Genomic DNA, 18,939 nt, shown 5'->3' on the forward strand with positions numbered 1-18,939 from the left:
TAAAGGGAGGGAAACATTACCGTGGCTGTAGAGACACCTTTTAGGAATTTGATTCCGGAATTGAATTATGAGAAAGAAACGGCTCGTTGGAAGAATGTTGTTAAAGCATTAACTGGACCTGCGCCGAAAATGGGGCACTCGCCAAGAAACGAAGTATGGCGGAAAAATAAATCGGTATTATGGCATTATCCAGCTAAACAAAAAAAATATGAAATTCCATTATTTTTTGTTTACTCCTTGTTTAATAAGCCATATATATTAGATGTTGCTCCCAAGACCAGCGTAATCGAGGGTCTCACAAATTTAGGCTATGAGGTGTATTTGTTAGATTGGGGTGCACCAGGCTATGAGGACAAAAAAATTGGTCTCGATACTTATATCGACAAGTATTTAAGAACTGCGGTCAAGCGTGCAATCCGCCATTCAGGTGCGGATGAAATTACCGTGGTAGGCTATTGCCTGGGCGGAACGATTGCTGCCATTTATGCGTCAATTGCTGATGAGCCGATTAAAAATTTAATTGTTGCAACTGTGCCAATTGATTTCAAACCGGCTATCGGTCCGGATAAATGGACAGAAGCCATTAGAAATGGTGATATTAACCTAGACAGCTTTATTGATGTTTATGGCAACATCCCGCCTAAAATGGTCGAAGGCATGTTCAGGGCAATGCAAGCACCTGTTTATTTTACTAACTACACAATGCTGCTTTCGAGGGCACATGACCAGCGTTATGTTGATAAATGGCAGCGGATGAACAAATGGACAGTTGATCAGGTTCCATTTGCAGGCGAAGCCTATCGTCAATTAACTAATGAACTTTTTAAAGAAAATAAACTTGTTAAAGGTGAGTTAGTTATTGGCAATAAAAAGGCGGACTTAAAAAATATTAAAGCCAATTTATATGTTATTTCTGGTTCTAGAGACCAATTAATCCTGGAAGAACAAAGTAAACCAATCATGGACCTAGTTTCCAGCGAGGATAAAACGTATGTTGTTGTTGAAACGGGGCATGTAGGCCTGGCGCTTTCTGGATTATTTGGCAAAATTGTAGATCAATGGGCATCCAGCCGTTCCAATCCCCTATAACAAAGAAATAGGAATATAGTACGGTACAAGGGCATATATAGTAAATAGTGTTGCATAAAAGAGGAAGGAGTAATTTCCTTCCCCTTAACTTGCAGCCTGGTGTTTATTCAAAAAATTGCGAAGCACTTCATTAAACGCGTCTTTTGCTTCAAGTTTAGCAACATGGCCGGTATTTCTAAATACGACAAACTCGGAGTGGCGGATTTGTTTATGCATTAAATATTGAATCCAGACAGGTGTAACGGAATCATATTGTCCGCCAATAATAAGGGTCGGCACCTCGATTTTTGGAAGAAGTGTTAAATTATTGACCTTAAGACACGCTTCCATGGCTTTAAAATAATATTCCTTGTTCGGACGGTAAAATTCGTAAAATTGTTCAAAATTCTCATCCGACCAAGTATACAGGCAAACCTTTGCTGCAGTTTCCCTTGTAATGTCTGGAGACTTATTTGCTGCCCGTGCCTTTCTATAGGCTAAAAATAATTTCCCGAAATTTTTCGGGGCATAATGGAACGTGCTGACCAGCATTAAGGAACGGCACACTTCTGGTGCCTGACGGTAAATTTCTTGTGCAACCATACCGCCCATGGATAAACCGCATATGTGGGCGCTTTCAAAGCCTAGCCCTTTTATAAGACTTATACAATCGGCTGCGAAGTTTTTTATTGAAATCTCACCAGGCTTTTGATATTCACCGTGTCCTCGTAAATCAGGAATAATTAAATCATATTGATCTGCTAATTCAAACTGATGTAACCAACCTTCTTTTACCTCCCCAAGTCCATGAATAAAAACTAAAGGCTCACCGGCACCGAGTCGTAAATAAGGAATTTCATGGGTGACTTTAAAAAAATTACGCAAATTGCATTCCTCCCTGTGATTTTTAATAACCTTTGTTTCCTTCATTTCTATAATATATACATTTATAATATTCTGATTATTTTATTATATAATCGGTGTTGACAAAATATAACACATAGGTGTAAATTACATATATAGACTAGCAATGAAATTACATAAGGAATATGCCAGCCTTAAGCGACTGGACTAATTTGAAAGAGGAGGAAGAAATATGAGCACAACAAAGAAAAATGGCCAAGCTGAAGAATCTCATCCGACCAACCAATTAGTTGACACACTTTGGAATCAATATGAACAGTCCTTAGACCGTGCCAATAAGCTTCGTGAAAGCAGGGAGGACGCTTATTTAAATGCAGTTAAAGAGGTAGTCAAGTTTAATCAAGAATTCAGATTTTCGCTTGGAAATCTATACCGTACTTTTAGGAACACCAATAGTGAATTAGTCAAGGGTATTTCAAACGGACTTGTAAAAGAAGCAGAAGCAAAAAAAGTTGTTCGCCCAGAATTAAAAGAACAAATTGAGGAAGTAAATGGCCGGATTGAACAATTGGTGGCGGCTCCGATTGCTGCGGGACTTGATTTGGTTGCCCGCACCGAAAATAGCTTTATTGAGAATACTGAAAAATATGTTGAGTACTCAAGAGCGCGCAGAGGAAGCTGGCAGCAAGTTACAGATGGTTATGTAAAAGCGGCAAGAAGAAGCCATCAACAAGTGGTTAATCGCCTTGAAGAAAGTGTAAAAGTATTTGTAAATGCAAAATAATGATTTTAAACACTGCTGTCCATTTGGATAGCCGTGTTTTTATTTTTTACTCGTTGGCTTTAAAGTTGTTTTGTTTTCATAAAATAAATAGTATAAAGAGGAAAATTTAATCATTTTCGGCTATGATAGAAAGTAAAGGATTTCAGGAAAAAAGAGGTTCAGCTATGCTAAAGAGTTTACTGACATTCCAAAAAGCGAACGGGATTGCACCGTATATTTGGACTGTTCTTTGTATTTTGCCATTTTATTTTATATTTCAGGCTCCAACAACACTGCAAATCGTTGTTGGGATTGCGCTGACATTGGCGTTCTTTATTTTCTATCGGATTGCCTTTATTTCCAAAGGCTGGCTTGTATATGTTTGGACAATGATTTTGATTGCGATTTCCATAACGGCAACCAGCCTTTTCAGCTATGTATATTTCGCTTTTTTTCTTGCTTACTATCTAGGAAATATCAAGGATCGGGTTGCTTTCTTTACATTGTACTTTATCCATTTGCTAAGTACTTCCGCTTCCATCAATTACAGCATTGTCATCCATGAAAAATTGTTTTTGCAGCAACTCCCATTTGTCATCATTATTTGGATTAGCGTCATTCTCCTTCCATTTAGTATTCATAACCGCAAGGAGAGAGGGCAGCTTGAAGAAAAACTCGAGGATGCCAACAAACGGATTTCTGAACTGATTAAACTCGAGGAGAGGGAACGGATTGCCCGTGACCTTCATGATACACTGGGGCAAAAACTTTCCATGATTGGGTTAAAGTCTGATTTAGCAAGAAAATTAATCTCGAAGGACCCCGATCAAGCCCGAAACGAACTAAAAGATGTTCAAGCTACGGCCCGAACTGCATTAAGTGAAGTAAGAAAAATGGTTTCCTCCATGCGGGGAATTCGTTTAAAGGATGAAATTCAGCGTATTAAACAAATGCTTGCAGCCGCTCAAATCGATCTGGAATGCAGCGGAGAATTTATTTTAACAAATGTCACGCCATTTACTGAGAATATTTTAAGCATGTGCTTAAAAGAAGCGATTAATAATGTTGTGAAACACAGCGGGGCTAGCAGTTGTTTAATCTCTATTAATCAAACGCAGAAAGAAGTCGTGATGACGATACATGATAATGGTTCATTTAAAACTGCCAAGGAAAAATTTTCTGATGGTCATGGTTTAAGAGGGATGCAGGAAAGGCTGGAATTTATCAATGGCAGTTTAGAGCTATTGACAAGCAATGGTACTGCTCTAATTATTAAAGTCCCTGTAGACTTAAAACCTCGCCAGGATAGGAGAGTTGGAAATGATTAGGATTGTCATCGCCGAAGATCAACAAATGCTACTCGGTGCTTTTGGGTCATTACTTAATTTGGAAGAGGACATGGAAGTAGTGGGGAAGGCCACCAACGGAGAAGATGCCGTTACTCTTGTCAAGAATCTTAGTCCTGATATCTGTATAATGGATATTGAAATGCCCGGTAAAAGCGGACTTGAGGCCGCAGAGGAAATTAAGGGTCTAAGCTGCAAGGTGATCATTTTGACAACCTTTGCCCGTTCAGGGTATTTTCAGCGGGCTTTAAAGGCTGGGGTAAGCGGATATCTTTTAAAGGATAGTCCAAGTGAAGAATTAGCAAGTTCCATCCGTAGTGTTGTGGCAGGAAGACGAATTTATGCGCCAGAATTAATGGATGATGTGTACGCCGCAGAAAATCCCTTAACAGACCGGGAACGTGAGGTATTAGAACTGGTAGCAGACGGCAAAAACACAAAAGAAATAGCGGAAGAGCTTAGCATCAAAACAGGGACGGTCCGGAATTACATCTCCATTATTCTCGATAAACTGGAGGTGAAAAACCGGATTGAAGCCATAACCCAATCAAAGGAGAAAGGCTGGTTTAAATAGGTTTTCCAGCTTGCTTATTTTTATTATTCAAAACAGGTGCCGATATAAGGCATCTGTTTTTTTTCAATTTTTTATTTAACCAAATCAGCCAATAATTTTCATTTCTTAACTTTTTTACAAAGGGAACATTAATATTGAACAATGTTCTGAGGAGGGAAATAAATTTGAATTTAAAGAGGATCATTAGCTTTTCCTTCATCCTGTTCATGTTTTTGTTTAGTGTTCCTTTTGTATCTGCAGCGCCATCAGATTCAGAATTAAACCAGTATTTGCAGGAAATTGGCTGGACGAAGCAAGAACTTCAGGATTATCTTGACTTTTATGAAATTCCCTTGGATGAATTTGCTTCAATTGATGAACTTCGTGAGTTCCTCGGAACACCTATCAATGAACAAAATTTGCAGGAACTATTAACGAAGTATCACCTGTCCCAGAAAGAATTAGATGATTTGTTGAATCATTTTGGTGATTCTCTGGGGGAATATAAGTTCGTAGAGGATTTGGATTCTGCATTAGACTTTTATGTCAATCATGATGAGTATATGGCTGATATTGAAAGTGAATTAAACGAAATTGGGATTACTGAAGAAGAGTCTGAGAAGTTTTTTAATTATCTTGGGCAGGTAGAAGAGAAAAACAAATATCAGCTTGACCAAATGGATTTGTACGACTCCCTTTTGGAAAAATTTGCAGGTCTTGATGATACTACCGACCTTACAGAAGAACAGCTTGATGAATTGGTGCAAATACTTACTGAAACCATTGACACTTATGAAATCAAGGTTCAATTTAAAGTCAACAATCAGAATATCTCCTTAAAAGAACTGCTTAAAATGAAGAAAGCACCTGATAATTTGTATGTCGGTATATCCAGTATTGCAGGTGAACCTTTAATTGACTTTTCAATTCCAGGGTCATATTTCCAAACTGGAGAAACAATTGACCAAGGAGAACAAATGATTCATTTGGGGGAAATCTCCAATGAGTTTATTGATCATCTTCATGATGAAAAATACCAAAATGCAGATAACCGATATAAATAAGGAATTACCCGCCAGTATCGCAAACCTGGCGGGTTTATTTGCATAATGTTCATAAAGTATTTCAGCTGGATGCATTTGTTTGGAATTTGCCAATGTAGTTTTTTATATATTCGAATACTTCCATGGGACGTTCCTCTGGCAGAGCATGGCCGGTTTCTTTTAAGATAATCAATTCCGAGTTTGCTAGGTCCTTGTTCAATTTCTCTCCAATTTTTAAAGGCACTGATTTGTCCTGGTCACCCCATATTAATAAGCAAGGTGTTTTGATTTGTTTTAAAATTTCCGGTGGAAGATCGCCTTCGCGGTCGCGAATCATCCGTGTTAAGGCAACAAATATTTCATCCTGTAAAAAGGGCTGCAGATATCCATTTATCATCTCTTCATTAATAATGGAATGGTTATAAAGGGCCTCCTGAAGGTTTTTCTCTACCCCGGTTCTGGCAAACCAATACTTTACGAAGCGATGAAAGTAAGGCAGGTAGCTGGTAAGAATGAGCGGAAGTTTCGCGCGTTTTAAATATGCTGAGCTGCAGAGTAAAATAGCCTTGTCGGCAAGCTCCTGCTTTAGGTGAAGAATATTTAAGACAATTTGTCCACCCATAGAATGGCCGATAAAAGTCATTTTTTTTAAGCCCAGTGATTCGATTAGCTGTATGACGGTATCGGCTAAATTTTTATAGGAGTAGATATATCGGCTGCATTTTGCACTTTTCCCAAAAGGGGGAAGATCAATAGATAACACCTGATACTCATTCTTTAATAACGAAATTAAATGTCGATAGGTGAAGGTGGAAGAAAGAAAACCGTGCAATAAAACGAAGGTCCTTTCTGCGTTTGGATTAGGATAAAATTCATAATAAACATTAATGTTATTTAGCGGCTTATACCCTGCTTCAACATTCTGCTCCATCATCCTTCCTCCCAATTAACAAAAATAGATGAAATTAATATTCCCCCTTTTATGAATCCATACAACAATAAATTTAAATAACTCCTTTTTTAATTCCTAAATTTTTTAAAATTTCCAAAATAAAGTGTTTGAATTTTTAGAAAACTAACTGTATAATAAAAAAAAGCTCAAGGAGTTGATTTCCATGGAAAAGAAGTTACTTAATTCCCCGCAACATTCGGATGAAAACACTGATTCTGTCCTTGCTGAGATGTTTTTAAACAACGCCCTGCTTGAATTTAAAAGGGAGAAGATCCGGAAGGAAATCGACCAAACGTTACAAGATGGTAACAAGGAGTTATTTCTTCAATTGACAGAAGAACTGAAGAAAATTAGCTAGTTCCGAACAACCTACTATCTATTATGACAAAACTTTAAAAAAGAAGCCCTATCCAATACGGATAGGGCTTCTTGGCCGTTCTGACGAGAATTTCATTTGGACCCTGAACCCTTTTTTTGTATGATAAAGAAAAGGAATAGGGGGCGGTTAGTAGTGAAAGAGAAAATTATCGAGGAATTAAAAAAAATCGAAGAGCAATATGCCGTTAAGATTTGCTATGCTGTTGAGTCAGGCAGCAGGGCATGGGGATTTCCTTCAAAAGACAGCGACTATGATGTTAGGTTTATTTATGTCCCCAAAAAAGAATGGTATCTTTCCATTGAAGAAAAGCGGGATGTTATAGAACTGCCAATAAATAATCTCTTGGATATAAATGGATGGGAGCTTCGTAAAGCACTCAGGCTTTTTAAAAAATCAAACCCGCCCCTAATGGAATGGCTTCATTCGGGAATTGTATATTATCAGGCCTATTCTTTAGTAGATAAAATGAAGGCAATCCAAAACCAGGTGTTCCGGCCGCAGTCGGCCCTTTATCATTACCTGAATATGGCCAAAGGGAATTACCGTGACTATCTTCAAGCAGATGAAGTGAAAATTAAGAAATACTTTTATGTGCTGAGGCCGGTTTTAGCCTGTAAATGGATTGAAAAATATAATAGTGTCCCGCCTATTGAATTCCAGGCATTAGTGGCGGACCTTATTATGGCCGGCCCTCTTAAAAATGAAATCAATACCTTGCTTGACAGGAAAATACGGGGCGATGAACTTAACCTCGAACCCAAGGTTGTTATTATTAATGAATTTTTGGAGAATGAAATAAATCGTATTGAAGATTACGCAAAGAAAACGTCTTTTCCGAAACAGGATATTTCTCCAATACTGGATGAACTATTTAGGGACATCCTTGACGAGGTATGGCCTTGATTACCAAAAAATATGTTAAAATATATAAAAATATTATCTTGCGAAAAATTTCGAATAAATAAAGAATGAGGGGAATTCTATGAATATCGTTGCATCCGAGAAACTTCAAAAAATGTCATCGAGTATTTTTCAAGAGGTGGCCGATCAAAAGCAAAAGGCATTAAAAAATGGAATTGATGTCATCGATTTGAGTGTCGGAAGCCCGGATTTTGCACCGCCAGCGTTTGTGGTCGAGGCATTGGCAGAAGCGGCAATGGACCGAAGTAAATATGGCTACACTTTAAAAGGGATTCCTGAATTTAATGAAGCTGTCAGTTATTTTTATAAACAGCGTTACGGTGTAGAATTTAATCCGGCATCTGAGGTTATTCAGCTAATGGGTTCGCAGGATGGACTTGCTCATTTAGCGATGGCAGTTATTAACCCTGGCGATTATGTTCTGGTACCTGACCCTGGATATCCAATCTATGAGGCAAGTGTGACGATTGCTGGCGGGAATATTTATCCAATGCCGTTATTGGAGGAAAACAGGTTTCTCCCTCAACTAGATGAAATTCCTTTAGTGGTTCTAGAGAAAACCAAATTGATGATTATCAGTTATCCAGGTAATCCGGTTACCGCTCTCGCTGACAGAAGCTTTTTCCAAGAGGTGGTCCGTTTTGCCCAAAAGCATGAAATCCTGGTTCTGCATGATTTTGCCTATTCTGAGTTAATTTTTGATAACAATCCGCAAATCAGTTTCATGTCGGTTCCGGGAGCAAAGGAGGTCGGGATTGAGTTTAATTCACTTTCCAAAACATTTAATATGGCAGGCTGCCGGATTGGCTATGCGGTCGGAAATGAACAAGCACTTGCCATCCTGGCTTCTTTAAAATCTCATATCGATTATGGTGTGTTTTATCCAATCCAAAAAGCAGCCATAACTGCTTTGACTTCGGATTTCTCATTTTTGCAATCACAAGTGAGAGAATACGAGAAACGTCGTGATGCATTGATATCAGGCCTTTCAAAAGGCGGGTGGCAGGCGGCAAAATCTCCGGCAACTATGTTTGTCTGGGTAAAAATCCCATCAGGATGGACATCCCGTCGCTTTGCCTTTGAACTGATTGACAGTAAAGGAGTTGCGGTTATTCCTGGAGATGCGTTTGGAAAGCTTGGTGAAGGCTATGTCCGGATTGCCTTGGTTCAGCCTTCGGAACGGCTCTCTGAGGCGGCAGAGCGCATTCAAGAGTTCCTTAGGGAAACTCAAGTTTAATTCTTCTAATTAAACCTTTCTTAACATATATCTTTAACAAAAGGCCTTCACACCACTGAAGGTCTTTTACTTTGAAGGGGAGAGGGAGATTATGCCTAGCGGAATGCATCAGGTCGAACTGGATTTGCCAATTGATGTGATTTGGGACTTTGTAAAGGATATGGACAATTGGGCACCGCTTGTGCCGAACTATATTCAACACGAAAAGCTAAATGAGCATAGGTCCACATGGGAGTTTAAAAGCGATATTGGAATAATGAAGAAGAAAATCAGTTTAATAATTGATATTAATGAATGGAAAGAACCAATAAGAGTCAGCTTTGCCTTAAAAGGAAAAAGTGAAAAATATTCTGGCGAAGGATTTTTCGAAGCGAAGGCAATAAACGTAAAAAAAACAAGATTAACAGGCTTTCTTGAAGTGAACGTTATTGGGAAGATGGCCGGAGCGCTGAACTCGAAGCTGGAGACTGCACTCCCAGAAGCGGTGAAAGAAATGGCGGAGGCTATTTCGGAAAAGCTTGTGGAAGTTAAATCTGTTTAATGGGTGCATTGATATCGATTAAACAAGAAATTCGCCATATCTAAAAGTTAAGGTAATCTTAAGCTTGACATGGTATGTTAGTCCCAAATCCACTATCAATCAGATAGTAGACAGGGGGATTAGCAGCTTATGTTAAGTACAGGGCTTAAAAGAAGTATAAATTTATTTCTTGTTACCGCTATGGCCGGTATGAGTTTGGTCCATTTTACACCTGTTGTGTATGCAGAAACGACTGAAACAACTCTACAGCCCCAGACAGCAAGTGCATTGACAAAACTGGAACTCGACGGAGTAAAGCTCGACAAGGAGTTCTCAGCAGATGTAAAAGAATACTCCGCTTCCGTTGTAAATGAAGTTGAAACCATAAAGATGCTGGTAGAAGGGAATGAATCAGCCTCTGCCATCACCATTAATGGTCAATCTGTTCTTAGCGGGACACCTGCTGTTTTTTCACTTCAGTCTGGTGACAATATTTTTCAGATTATCATCTATGATGCCAATCATGCAGAAGCTACCTATACAGTTCATGTAACCAGGTCCGCAAAGGTTGAACCGGTAACTCCAGCCGCTGCTGTAAATCCGTCAAACCCGGCTGCAGGCAATGTTGCTCAAGCAACCATTTTGAGCAGCACTAATTCCAGTTTTCAGTCAAGCCTTACACGTACGAATACAAATGCAAATATTGCTTCTCAGTCTTCCACACAGGCTATGAGCGGAACAACGCAGCAAACGGTGAGCAAGGCTAAATTGTCTGCTTTAACGGTCTCCGAAGGCACATGGGATAGTTCGTTTACTTCTGATGAGTATACATACCATATTGCTGTACCAAGCGATACAACAGCCGTGACGATTCACCCAGCCGCCGCATCTCAAGGAGCCTCAATAAAAATTGAAGGCGGAACTAACAAAACAGTCCAGCTTGACAATGATAATAAAACAATTATTTCCGTCGTCGTCACATATAACGACAGTGACCGGAAAACCTATGTACTCGTCTTTGATAAATAAATATCACATACTCAAAAAGCCTGCCTTCGCAGGTTTTTATTTTTTTCTTGAAATTTTTTCCATTAAAAAAAGAAATTTATCTTTTAACAAATTTCTGAAGATATGATATATTTATAAATAAAAATTTTAGTACATCACATGATTAAAGGGAAGGTGAGAGAATGACAGCAGATTTGATGAAAAAAGACAGCAGTCTTCCGTTGCGTCGCGATGTTAAACTACTTGGCAAAATGCTAGGTGAGATTCTGGTGAACCACGGTGGCCAGGAGCTATATGAGAAAGTTGAAAAAATAAGACTTATGGCCAAATCACTAAGAATTCACTTTGACGAAGAAATTTATTCTGCATTAAAACAGGAAATCGTTACCTTGACCCCACCAATGCGCAAGCAGGTAATCCGGGCATTTTCTATGTATTTCCATTTAATAAATGTTGCTGAGCAAAACCACCGAATCCGCAGGCGCAGGCAATATCAGCTTCAAAGTGACAACATCGTCCAGCCTGCTTCAATTGAAAGTGCAATCCTTTCACTGAAAGAAAATAACATTAACTTGCATACTATTCAAAATGTGCTGCAAAGCATATCCCTTGAGCTTGTTATTACGGCACATCCAACAGAGGCAACAAAGCGTTCCATTCTTGAAATACAACAGCGGATTGCTGAAATTCTAAAAAATCTTGATCATCCACTTCTTTCAGGCAGGGAACAAAAAAAGCTCGAAGAAAGTTTGTTTAATGAAGTCGCTATTCTTTGGCAGACCGATGAATTGCGGGAAAATAAACCAACCGTAATGGATGAGGTTAGAAATGGGCTGTATTATTTTGATCAGACATTATTTGAAGTCCTCCCTGATATCCATCAAGAGGTTTCGGATAGTCTCGAGAAATATTATCCTGAAACCTCCTGGGATGTTCCAAATTTCTTGAGGTTCGGGTCATGGATTGGTGGGGATCGGGATGGTAATCCGAACGTTACCCATGATGTAACCTGGGAAACATTGGGCCGGCAAAGACGCCTTGTCTTGAAAAAATATAAAAATGTTTTAGTAGATTTAATGAAACGCTACAGCCATTCCACCTCAAGGGTAAAGGTCAGCGAAGAACTGCTGAAATATATTGATGAAAAAGAAGATTTCTATTTGACAGAAGATAAAAAATGGCCGGTCCAAGCGGAGGTATACCGTCGGGCTTTCGCCATTATAATTGAGCGGGTCAAGCAGACTGGGAAATCTGAAGTAGGTTACAGCAGTGCGGAAGAATTGCTGGAAGATCTGTTTTTAATCAAAAGAAGCTTAAAGCAGAATCACCCTGCCCGCCACGAACTCGGGAACATTGAAAAATTGATGCGTCAGGTCCAGCTGTTTGGTTTCCATTTAGCCACACTTGATATTAGAAATCATAGCGGGGAGCATGAGGCCGCTATAACTGAGATACTTGGAAAAGTGGGCATCACTGAAAACTATGCAGCACTAAGCGAAACAGAAAAATTAGAAATATTGCAGAGGATTCTCCTTGATCCCCGGCCGCTCCTTTTATTACATGAGGATTACTCCACGGAAACACAGGAAATGATTAAAGTGTTTCAGATGATTAAAAACGCTCATGAAGAATTTGGACAAAGAGCAATTACAGTTTATCTGGTAAGCATGACTAAATCACCGAGTGATTTATTGGAAGTTTTAGTTTTAGCCAAAGAAGCTGGACTCTATCGTCTTCATGCGGATGGGACGTTGACAAGCCATTTAAATGTTGCTCCACTATTGGAGACCATTGATGATCTAACTGCCGGTTCACTTATTATGGAAGAACTTTTCAATATGCCAGTTTACCGCAATCATTTGCAGTGCTTGCGGAATCAGCAGGAAATTATGCTCGGCTATTCTGATGGCAGCAAAGACGGCGGCACGCTGACTGCAAACTGGAAGCTTTATAAAGCACAGGTTGAAATTCATGAGATGGCCAAAAAATATCAAATCAGCCTGAAATTCTTCCATGGGCGCGGCGGTTCATTAGGCCGCGGCGGCGGTCCTTTAAACAAAAGCCTTTTATCACAGCCGGCTGAAACAATTGGTGACGGCGTTAAAATTACCGAGCAGGGTGAGGTTTTATCTTCGAGATACCTCCTTGAGGATATCGCCTACAGAAGCTTGGAGCAGGCTGTATCGACCCTGATTCTTGCCGCAGCGCATGTTACGGAAGAAGGAGAAATGCGGGAGGCGTCATGGGAAAAAGCAATTGAAGAAATATCAAATGCTGCTCTTGCTAAATATCAATCTCTTGTCTTTGAGGATCCCGATTTCCTAACCTATTTTCAATCTGCAACACCACTAAGGGAAGTGGGTGCATTAAACATTGGCTCAAGACCAATGAGCCGTAAAAACCAAGGACGATTTGAAGACCTGCGAGCGATTCCATGGGTTTTTGCTTGGACCCAAAGCAGACAACTCCTTCCGGGGTGGTATGCGGCAGGATCAGGTCTGGAAGCTTTTGCATCAGGCAGTGAGCAAAACTTAAAGCTGCTAAAGGAAATGTATCTGAAGTGGCCTTTCTTCCAATCAACGATTGATAACCTGCAAATGGCTCTTATGAAGGCTGATATTACAACAGCTAAAGAATATTTAACACTTGTTGAAGATAAAACGATTGCTGAAAGAATTTTTACAAATATATTCGAAGAATATGAGAAAACAAAAGCGATTCTTTTGAAAATTACGGGGGACCAAGAATTACTTGACCATACACCGAACATAAAAGAATCTGTGTTCCGCCGCAATCCGTATGTCGACCCGCTTAATTTCCTTCAGGTCGAATTAATAAAAGAACTTAGAAAACAGGACGAGCCTGACGCTGCTGTTTTGACGGAAGTTCTCTTGACCATTAGCGGTATCTCCGCCGGTTTGCGTAATACAGGTTGATTTTTAGCCACAAACCTATTTTAGGGTTTGTGGCTTTTTTTGAACCTTTTTGAACTTTTTGTGAACATTTGTAAAATGAATGGCTGTTCATTCATTTTGTCGCAAAATTCGACAAAATCGAAAAAAGTCACGTGCTATATTTATGCAGAGGGGAAAAGGAGTGATTCCATAATCCTATTACCGGAGGGATGTCTACATGGCGGTAAAAGAAAAAGTTGTCCAGGAGAAACATCAGGTTTATGCAATGATCGATGAATTAGCAAAAAAAGGCGTGAAAGCACTGAATGAATTCCGCTGTTTTAATCAGGAAATGGTGGACGAAATTGTTAAACAGATGGCTCTAGCTGCACTTGAAAACCACAAGTATTTTGCCAAGCTTGCAGTTAAAGAAACACAAAGAGGGCTTTACGAAGACAAAGTTTTTAAAAACATGTTTGCCACTGAAATGATTTACAACAACATCAGGGATATGAAAACGGTGGGAGTCATTGCCGAAAATGATAATGAAGGGATGGTCGAAATTGCCGAACCGGTGGGTGTCATTGCCGGTGTTATCCCCATCACCAATCCGACCTCAACAGTCATATTTAAATCGTTGATTTCACTTAAAACTAGGAATCCAATTATCTTTGCATTTCCACGATATGCTCAAAAATGCTGTACAATAACAGCCCAGCTACTTAGCGAAGCGGCTGAAAAGGCTGGCGCTCCAAGGAATTGCATCCAGTGGATAGAGGTACCTTCACATGAAGCCTTTCAGGCCCTAATGAAACATCCGCAGATATCGCTCATCCTTGCAACCGGCGGCCCGAATCTAGTGAAGGCAGCATACAGCTCAGGAAAGCCTGCACTAGGTGTTGGTGCCGGAAATGTACCTTGTTATATTGAAAAATCGGCCAACATTAAACGTGCAGTCAATGACTTAATTTTGTCAAAGACCTTTGACAACGGTATGATTTGTGCTTCCGAACAAGCTCTTATCATTGATCAAGAAATTTATGATGAAGTAAGACAGGAGTTGATCGCCAATCACTGCTATTTTCTCAATGGCGAAGAAAAGCAATTGCTCGAAAGCGCTACAATTGATCCAAGAACAAAAGAGCTTAACCCAATGATTGTCGGTCTTCCTGCTTATATGATTGCAAAAATGGCTGGAATCAATGTGCCGCTCAATACAAAGATTCTACTTGCCGAGTTGGATGGTGTGGGGCCGCAGTATCCACTATCCTGTGAAAAATTAAGCCCGATATTAGCGTGCTACAAGGTCAATAGTTTTGCAGAAGGAATTCTTGTTGCTGAAGAGACACTTGAATATGGCGGTCTTGGGCATTCGGCAGCGATTCACACTTCCAATCAGGATGTGGTTGATACATTTTCGCAAAGAATGAAAGCTGGCAGGATTATTGTCAATACACCATCCACGCACGGGGCAATCGGCGACATCTATAATACATCTTTACCGTCCTTAACCATCGGATGCGGAACATATGGAGGGAATTCTGTGTCACAGAATGTGGGAGCAGCAAATTTACTCAATATCAAAAAAGTAGCCAAAAGAAGAACTATGACACAGTGGTTTAAAGTTCCATCACAGATTTTCTTTGAGAAGAATTCGGTTCAAACACTTGCGGCCGTTCCCAGTATTTCAAAAGCGTTTATTGTGACCAGCGAAAGCCCGCTAAAGAATGGCTATGTCGAAAAGGTGCAGTATTACTTAAAAAAGAATCCGAACAATGTTCTTTGTGATATTTTCTGGGAGATTGAACAGGACCCAAGTATTGAAACGGTGATGGCCGGTGCAGAACGGATGAAAAAGTTCCAGCCTGATTGTATTATCGCCCTTGGCGGAGGTTCGGTCATGGATGCTGCCAAAGCCATGTGGCTGTTTTATGAACACCCAGACACAGATTTCAAGAGCCTGACCCATAAATTCTTTGATCCGAACAAGCGAGTGGTTAAATTCCCGGCTCTTCGAACTAAGGCGAATTTTATTGCGATCCCAACCACATCCGGTACTGGATCCGAGGTAACATCCGCCTCCGTTATTTCAGATAAAAAGGCTAATATAAAATATCCAATGGTTGATGCGCAGCTGACACCAGATGTTGCCATTGTCGATCCACAGTTTGTCATGACTGTTCCTAAACATGTAACAGCGGATACGGGCATGGATGTATTAACACACGCGATTGAAGCCTATGTATCGGTTCTAGCCAATGATTATACGGATGGACTTGCAATGAAGGCTATTCAGTTGGTCTTTGAATATCTGCCAAAGGCATACAGGGATGGAAGCGATGAACTTGCCCGTGAAAAAATGCATAATGCGGCTACGATTGCCGGTATGGCATTTGGCAATGCTTTCTTAGGTATTAATCACAGTCTTGCTCATGTCATTGGTGCGGAATTTAATATTCCTCATGGACGGGCCAATGCCATCATGCTGCCGCATGTCATCCGCTTTAACGCGATGAAGCCCAATAAATTAATGACTTTCCCTAAATATGAACACTTTATTGCGGATGTACGTTATGCGGAAATTGCCAAAATGCTTGGCCTGCCTGCAAGCACGACCGAAGAGGGAGTGAAAAGCTTAATCGCAGCAATCGTTGAACTTGCTGAGGAATTGGATATATCAATGAGCATAGAAGCGTCTGGTGTTAGGAAAGATGAATTTGAAAGCAAATTATCAGAACTTGCTGAACGGGCATTTGACGATCAGGATACAATTGCCAATCCAAAAATGCCTCTAGTAACTGAATTAGCAGAAATCTATCTTCTAGCATACAAAGGTGTCTAAATAAAGTCAGTCAATGGAGGGAGAAAAAATTGTCGGAGGAAATGGAGCAAAAACAGGAAACCAGAACAGTAGGCGAAGAGCATATTCAGCTCGAGGGCAGCGGTTTAGACCTGCTCTGGCGTGCAGCTTTTAGGAAAATGGATGAATGGGCAAAACGTGCTGAATTCGAAGACGAGGTATTTTTGAAGAGAGCTAAGCTATTTGCAGATAGTGTAGGACGAAGCCAAGCAGATATGAAAGATATCACTGATAAATTTACAAAGGAATTTGCTCAATGGGAAAAAACAGCACGCGATGAATTTTTTATGTCAACAACCAGTCTAGCACACTTTTTCCCGATTAAGTCCTTTAAAGAAATAAATGAGCAACTCGAGCGCATTCATCAAAAAACACTGTCACTTCTTAACAGGCCATGCCAGTTTATAACTAATACGGAGGCAGCAGATAAATATTTTGCAATGATCGAACAGTATATTTCGCTAAGAAAAAAGGCAAGAAGCCGATATCTTACAACTTTAAAACAGGCTGGAAATCTAGTCTATGAAAATCAAAAAGTGTTTGTAAACTTATTTTCCAAACAAATCAGTACGTTCGTTTTTCCGCTTAACAAATATCTGGAGAGAAGTACGATTAGAAAATTTTAATACAAGGAGTGAGGCGGCATGTCTAAAGAAAAAACCTATGATCTATTTGCAGGTTATAAACTGTTAAGTGAAATGTGGGAAAAACAATTAATGGATGTTTTATTTAAGGCGACTGACAACAAAGAATTTGTCCGCACGGCAAATATAGGACTTGACCTGCATTCGCGATATATGGAAAGGCTGCGAAAAAATCAGGAGTTTATTGCTGCATTAATGAATATTCCAACCAAAAAGGATGTCGCAAACGCGGCAAAAATGTCGATTCAGGCTGAAGAAAAATTTGATAGTTTAGAAGAACAGGTATGGAATTTACAAGACGGTTTGGCAAGCTTTAGTAAAGAAAATTTGATTTTCCTTCAAGAGATAATCAACACTATCAATCTAATGAAAGCTGAATCACTGAAAACAAAAGAAGAGCTGGCAGAAACGAAAAAGATTAAGACAGATCTTCAAGATTTACGGCAGGGTTTTGTTGATATCAAAATCCTCCAGGTGAACCTCCAGGAAATGCGCAAGGAGCTTGAGGGACTAAAGGCAATTCAAGCAGAACTTAAAGATTCTCTCACCCATCAAGAACCGCCAAAAATAGATAGCGGTTTGGAGGAACTAAGGCAGGAGATTGCCCAATTGGCTGAACTAAAAAGGGAAATTGCCTCATTAAAGGAATTAATGGGAAATGAGAAAGAAAGAAAACAAAAAAAGGAACCGGAAAAAGAGCTGGTCCTGCCAGGGGCCAGCACCACAAAATAACGTAAAGGGGGTATTGGTAAATGAGTACTAGAGTTTCGACAAAAAGTTTTTTACCGCTTTTAAATATCGAGAAGGAAATGAAACGATGGAATCAGCTTTATAAAGTTATGACTGAGCCAAAGCCGGATATCATCCCTACACCTAGAAAAAGTGTATGGAAAAAAAATAAAACGACTTTATGGTATCATCCTGCAAAGGAAAAGAAGCATGCCGTACCAGTATTTCTTGTATATTCGCTTTTGAACAAAGTGTACATTTTGGATGTAGGAGAAGGCAGCAGCGTGGTTGGCGGATTAACGGAAAGAGGATACGATGTTTACCTGCTGGATTGGGGTACTCCGGGCCTGGAAGATGCTGATCTTACTTTAGAAAACTATATTATCGATTATTTGGAAAACGCACTTAAACGGGCAATAAGGCATTCTGGTGCAAAAGAAATATCCTTAATGGGATATTGTTTAGGCGGGACAATGGCTGCTATTCTTGCCTCTATTACAAGCTTGCCAATTAAGAATTTAGTATTAGCCGCAGTCCCAATTGATTTTAGCATAGGAACTGTACCGCAAAAATGGCTGGATGGGATTCAAAATGGTGAACTAAGCTTTGACCGCTTTGCCAATGCTTATCAAACCCTTCCATCCGAGTTCCTTTACTTGATGTTTAAGCTGATCACACCGTTAAACGCGGCCACAATGGCCAACCTATATACCCGCGCCCATGATGAGAAATATGTTGAAAAATGGCGCCGGATGGATAAATGGACGAAGGATGCTCAGGCATTTACGGGTGCCGCCTTTAAGCAATTTTTTAATGATTTTTATAAAGAAAACAAATTGTTACAAGGTGAATTAGTGATGGATGGCAGGAAAGTAGATTTAAAGAATATTAAATGCCCGTTGTTTGTGTTCTCTTGTTCGCGCGATACTTTAATTGCTGAAAAGCAAAGTCTGCCGATTATGGACCTTGTTTCAAGTGAGGATAAGACATATGAAGTATATGAAGGCGGCCATGTTTCTCTTGTGCTCACAGGAGTTTTCGCAGAAATAATGGACCCATGGTTATCCACTCGTTCACATGATTTACAAGAAGTTCGCTCATAATTTCCAAGGACGAGAATAAATTTATTAACGGGAGGAACGGGGTGGGGGCCCCATC

17 protein-coding genes are annotated in these 18,939 nt (G+C 39.9%); 15 read left to right on the forward strand and 2 right to left on the reverse strand.

Annotation, left to right across the window (positions count from 1 at the left end):
- Positions 1–21: 21 nt before the first annotated feature.
- Positions 22–1,089 (forward strand): alpha/beta fold hydrolase, encoded by a 1,068-nt coding sequence (locus ACNQGS_RS15755; protein WP_491488137.1) that lies wholly within the window; start codon positions 22–24, stop codon positions 1,087–1,089.
- An 84-nt stretch (positions 1,090–1,173) separates the two neighbouring features.
- On the opposite strand, the gene ACNQGS_RS15760 is transcribed toward ACNQGS_RS15755, so the two are convergent.
- Positions 1,174–1,953: an alpha/beta fold hydrolase gene (locus ACNQGS_RS15760; protein ID WP_491488138.1), complete on the reverse strand. Its 780-nt coding sequence runs from the start codon at positions 1,951–1,953 to the stop codon at positions 1,174–1,176.
- Between the two features lie 211 nt (positions 1,954–2,164).
- Between ACNQGS_RS15760 and ACNQGS_RS15765 the strand changes: the two genes are divergently transcribed.
- The 4 genes from ACNQGS_RS15765 (at position 2,165) to ACNQGS_RS15780 (ending at position 5,658) form a co-directional block, all read left to right on the forward strand.
- On the forward strand, positions 2,165–2,716 hold the full coding sequence (locus ACNQGS_RS15765) for a hypothetical protein (RefSeq protein WP_491488139.1): 552 nt from the start codon (positions 2,165–2,167) through the stop codon (positions 2,714–2,716).
- Positions 2,717–2,880: 164 nt separating this feature from the next.
- Entirely contained in the window at positions 2,881–4,023 is a 1,143-nt protein-coding gene (locus ACNQGS_RS15770; protein WP_491488140.1) for a sensor histidine kinase, read from the forward strand.
- Entirely contained in the window at positions 4,016–4,615 is a 600-nt protein-coding gene (locus tag ACNQGS_RS15775) for a response regulator (RefSeq protein ID WP_491488141.1), read from the forward strand. The genes ACNQGS_RS15770 and ACNQGS_RS15775 overlap by 8 nt, the downstream gene beginning before the upstream one ends.
- A gap of 164 nt (positions 4,616–4,779) precedes the next feature.
- Positions 4,780–5,658 (forward strand): processed acidic surface protein, encoded by an 879-nt coding sequence (locus tag ACNQGS_RS15780; RefSeq protein ID WP_491488142.1) that lies wholly within the window; start codon positions 4,780–4,782, stop codon positions 5,656–5,658.
- 61 nt (positions 5,659–5,719) lie between these two features.
- On the opposite strand, the gene ACNQGS_RS15785 is transcribed toward ACNQGS_RS15780, so the two are convergent.
- Complete coding sequence (locus tag ACNQGS_RS15785) at positions 5,720–6,568, reverse strand: alpha/beta fold hydrolase (protein WP_491488143.1); 849 nt, start codon at positions 6,566–6,568, stop codon at positions 5,720–5,722.
- 184 nt (positions 6,569–6,752) lie between these two features.
- Between ACNQGS_RS15785 and ACNQGS_RS15790 the strand changes: the two genes are divergently transcribed.
- The 10 genes from ACNQGS_RS15790 to ACNQGS_RS15835 all read left to right on the forward strand — a co-directional run bounded on the left by ACNQGS_RS15790 (position 6,753) and on the right by ACNQGS_RS15835 (position 18,884).
- Positions 6,753–6,947, forward strand: coding sequence for an IDEAL domain-containing protein (locus ACNQGS_RS15790; protein ID WP_213140957.1), 195 nt, complete (start codon positions 6,753–6,755; stop codon positions 6,945–6,947).
- 153 nt (positions 6,948–7,100) lie between these two features.
- Complete coding sequence (locus ACNQGS_RS15795) at positions 7,101–7,871, forward strand: nucleotidyltransferase domain-containing protein (protein WP_491488144.1); 771 nt, start codon at positions 7,101–7,103, stop codon at positions 7,869–7,871.
- A 79-nt stretch (positions 7,872–7,950) separates the two neighbouring features.
- On the forward strand, positions 7,951–9,126 hold the full coding sequence (locus tag ACNQGS_RS15800) for an aminotransferase class I/II-fold pyridoxal phosphate-dependent enzyme (RefSeq protein ID WP_491488145.1): 1,176 nt from the start codon (positions 7,951–7,953) through the stop codon (positions 9,124–9,126).
- A 91-nt stretch (positions 9,127–9,217) separates the two neighbouring features.
- Entirely contained in the window at positions 9,218–9,667 is a 450-nt protein-coding gene (locus ACNQGS_RS15805; RefSeq protein ID WP_213140954.1) for an SRPBCC family protein, read from the forward strand.
- Positions 9,668–9,796: 129 nt separating this feature from the next.
- Positions 9,797–10,675, forward strand: a complete 879-nt coding sequence (locus ACNQGS_RS15810) for a cadherin-like beta sandwich domain-containing protein (RefSeq protein WP_491488146.1) — start codon at positions 9,797–9,799, stop codon at positions 10,673–10,675.
- Positions 10,676–10,836: 161 nt separating this feature from the next.
- A complete protein-coding gene (ppc, locus tag ACNQGS_RS15815) occupies positions 10,837–13,590 on the forward strand; it encodes a phosphoenolpyruvate carboxylase (protein ID WP_491488147.1) in 2,754 nt (917 codons plus the stop codon).
- Between the two features lie 196 nt (positions 13,591–13,786).
- Positions 13,787–16,390: a bifunctional acetaldehyde-CoA/alcohol dehydrogenase gene (gene adhE / locus ACNQGS_RS15820; protein WP_491488148.1), complete on the forward strand. Its 2,604-nt coding sequence runs from the start codon at positions 13,787–13,789 to the stop codon at positions 16,388–16,390.
- 29 nt (positions 16,391–16,419) lie between these two features.
- The gene (locus ACNQGS_RS15825) at positions 16,420–17,034 is read left to right on the forward strand and encodes a hypothetical protein (RefSeq protein WP_491488149.1); all 615 of its coding nucleotides are present in this window, start codon (positions 16,420–16,422) and stop codon (positions 17,032–17,034) included.
- 18 nt (positions 17,035–17,052) lie between these two features.
- Positions 17,053–17,784, forward strand: a complete 732-nt coding sequence (locus ACNQGS_RS15830; RefSeq protein WP_491488150.1) for a hypothetical protein — start codon at positions 17,053–17,055, stop codon at positions 17,782–17,784.
- A 20-nt stretch (positions 17,785–17,804) separates the two neighbouring features.
- Positions 17,805–18,884, forward strand: coding sequence for an alpha/beta fold hydrolase (locus tag ACNQGS_RS15835; RefSeq protein WP_491488151.1), 1,080 nt, complete (start codon positions 17,805–17,807; stop codon positions 18,882–18,884).
- Positions 18,885–18,939 lie beyond the last annotated feature (55 nt).

The sequence above is a fragment of the Neobacillus sp. PVCKKU3 genome (assembly GCF_058323225.1).

What these genes read in the sequence shown, in the direction of transcription:
- ACNQGS_RS15810 (WP_491488146.1), top strand. Translation starts at nt 9,797, where the DNA reads ATGTTAAGTACAGGGCTTAAAAGAAGTATAAATTTATTTCTTGTTACC.
- ppc (WP_491488147.1), top strand. Translation starts at nt 10,837, where the DNA reads ATGACAGCAGATTTGATGAAAAAAGACAGCAGTCTTCCGTTGCGTCGC.
- ACNQGS_RS15830 (WP_491488150.1), top strand. Translation starts at nt 17,053, where the DNA reads ATGTCTAAAGAAAAAACCTATGATCTATTTGCAGGTTATAAACTGTTA.
- ACNQGS_RS15835 (WP_491488151.1), top strand. Translation starts at nt 17,805, where the DNA reads ATGAGTACTAGAGTTTCGACAAAAAGTTTTTTACCGCTTTTAAATATC.
- ACNQGS_RS15790 (WP_213140957.1), top strand. Translation starts at nt 6,753, where the DNA reads ATGGAAAAGAAGTTACTTAATTCCCCGCAACATTCGGATGAAAACACT.
- adhE (WP_491488148.1), top strand. Translation starts at nt 13,787, where the DNA reads ATGGCGGTAAAAGAAAAAGTTGTCCAGGAGAAACATCAGGTTTATGCA.
- ACNQGS_RS15775 (WP_491488141.1), top strand. Translation starts at nt 4,016, where the DNA reads ATGATTAGGATTGTCATCGCCGAAGATCAACAAATGCTACTCGGTGCT.
- ACNQGS_RS15785 (WP_491488143.1), bottom strand. Translation starts at nt 6,568, where the DNA reads ATGGAGCAGAATGTTGAAGCAGGGTATAAGCCGCTAAATAACATTAAT.
- ACNQGS_RS15805 (WP_213140954.1), top strand. Translation starts at nt 9,218, where the DNA reads ATGCCTAGCGGAATGCATCAGGTCGAACTGGATTTGCCAATTGATGTG.
- ACNQGS_RS15770 (WP_491488140.1), top strand. Translation starts at nt 2,881, where the DNA reads ATGCTAAAGAGTTTACTGACATTCCAAAAAGCGAACGGGATTGCACCG.
- ACNQGS_RS15765 (WP_491488139.1), top strand. Translation starts at nt 2,165, where the DNA reads ATGAGCACAACAAAGAAAAATGGCCAAGCTGAAGAATCTCATCCGACC.
- ACNQGS_RS15800 (WP_491488145.1), top strand. Translation starts at nt 7,951, where the DNA reads ATGAATATCGTTGCATCCGAGAAACTTCAAAAAATGTCATCGAGTATT.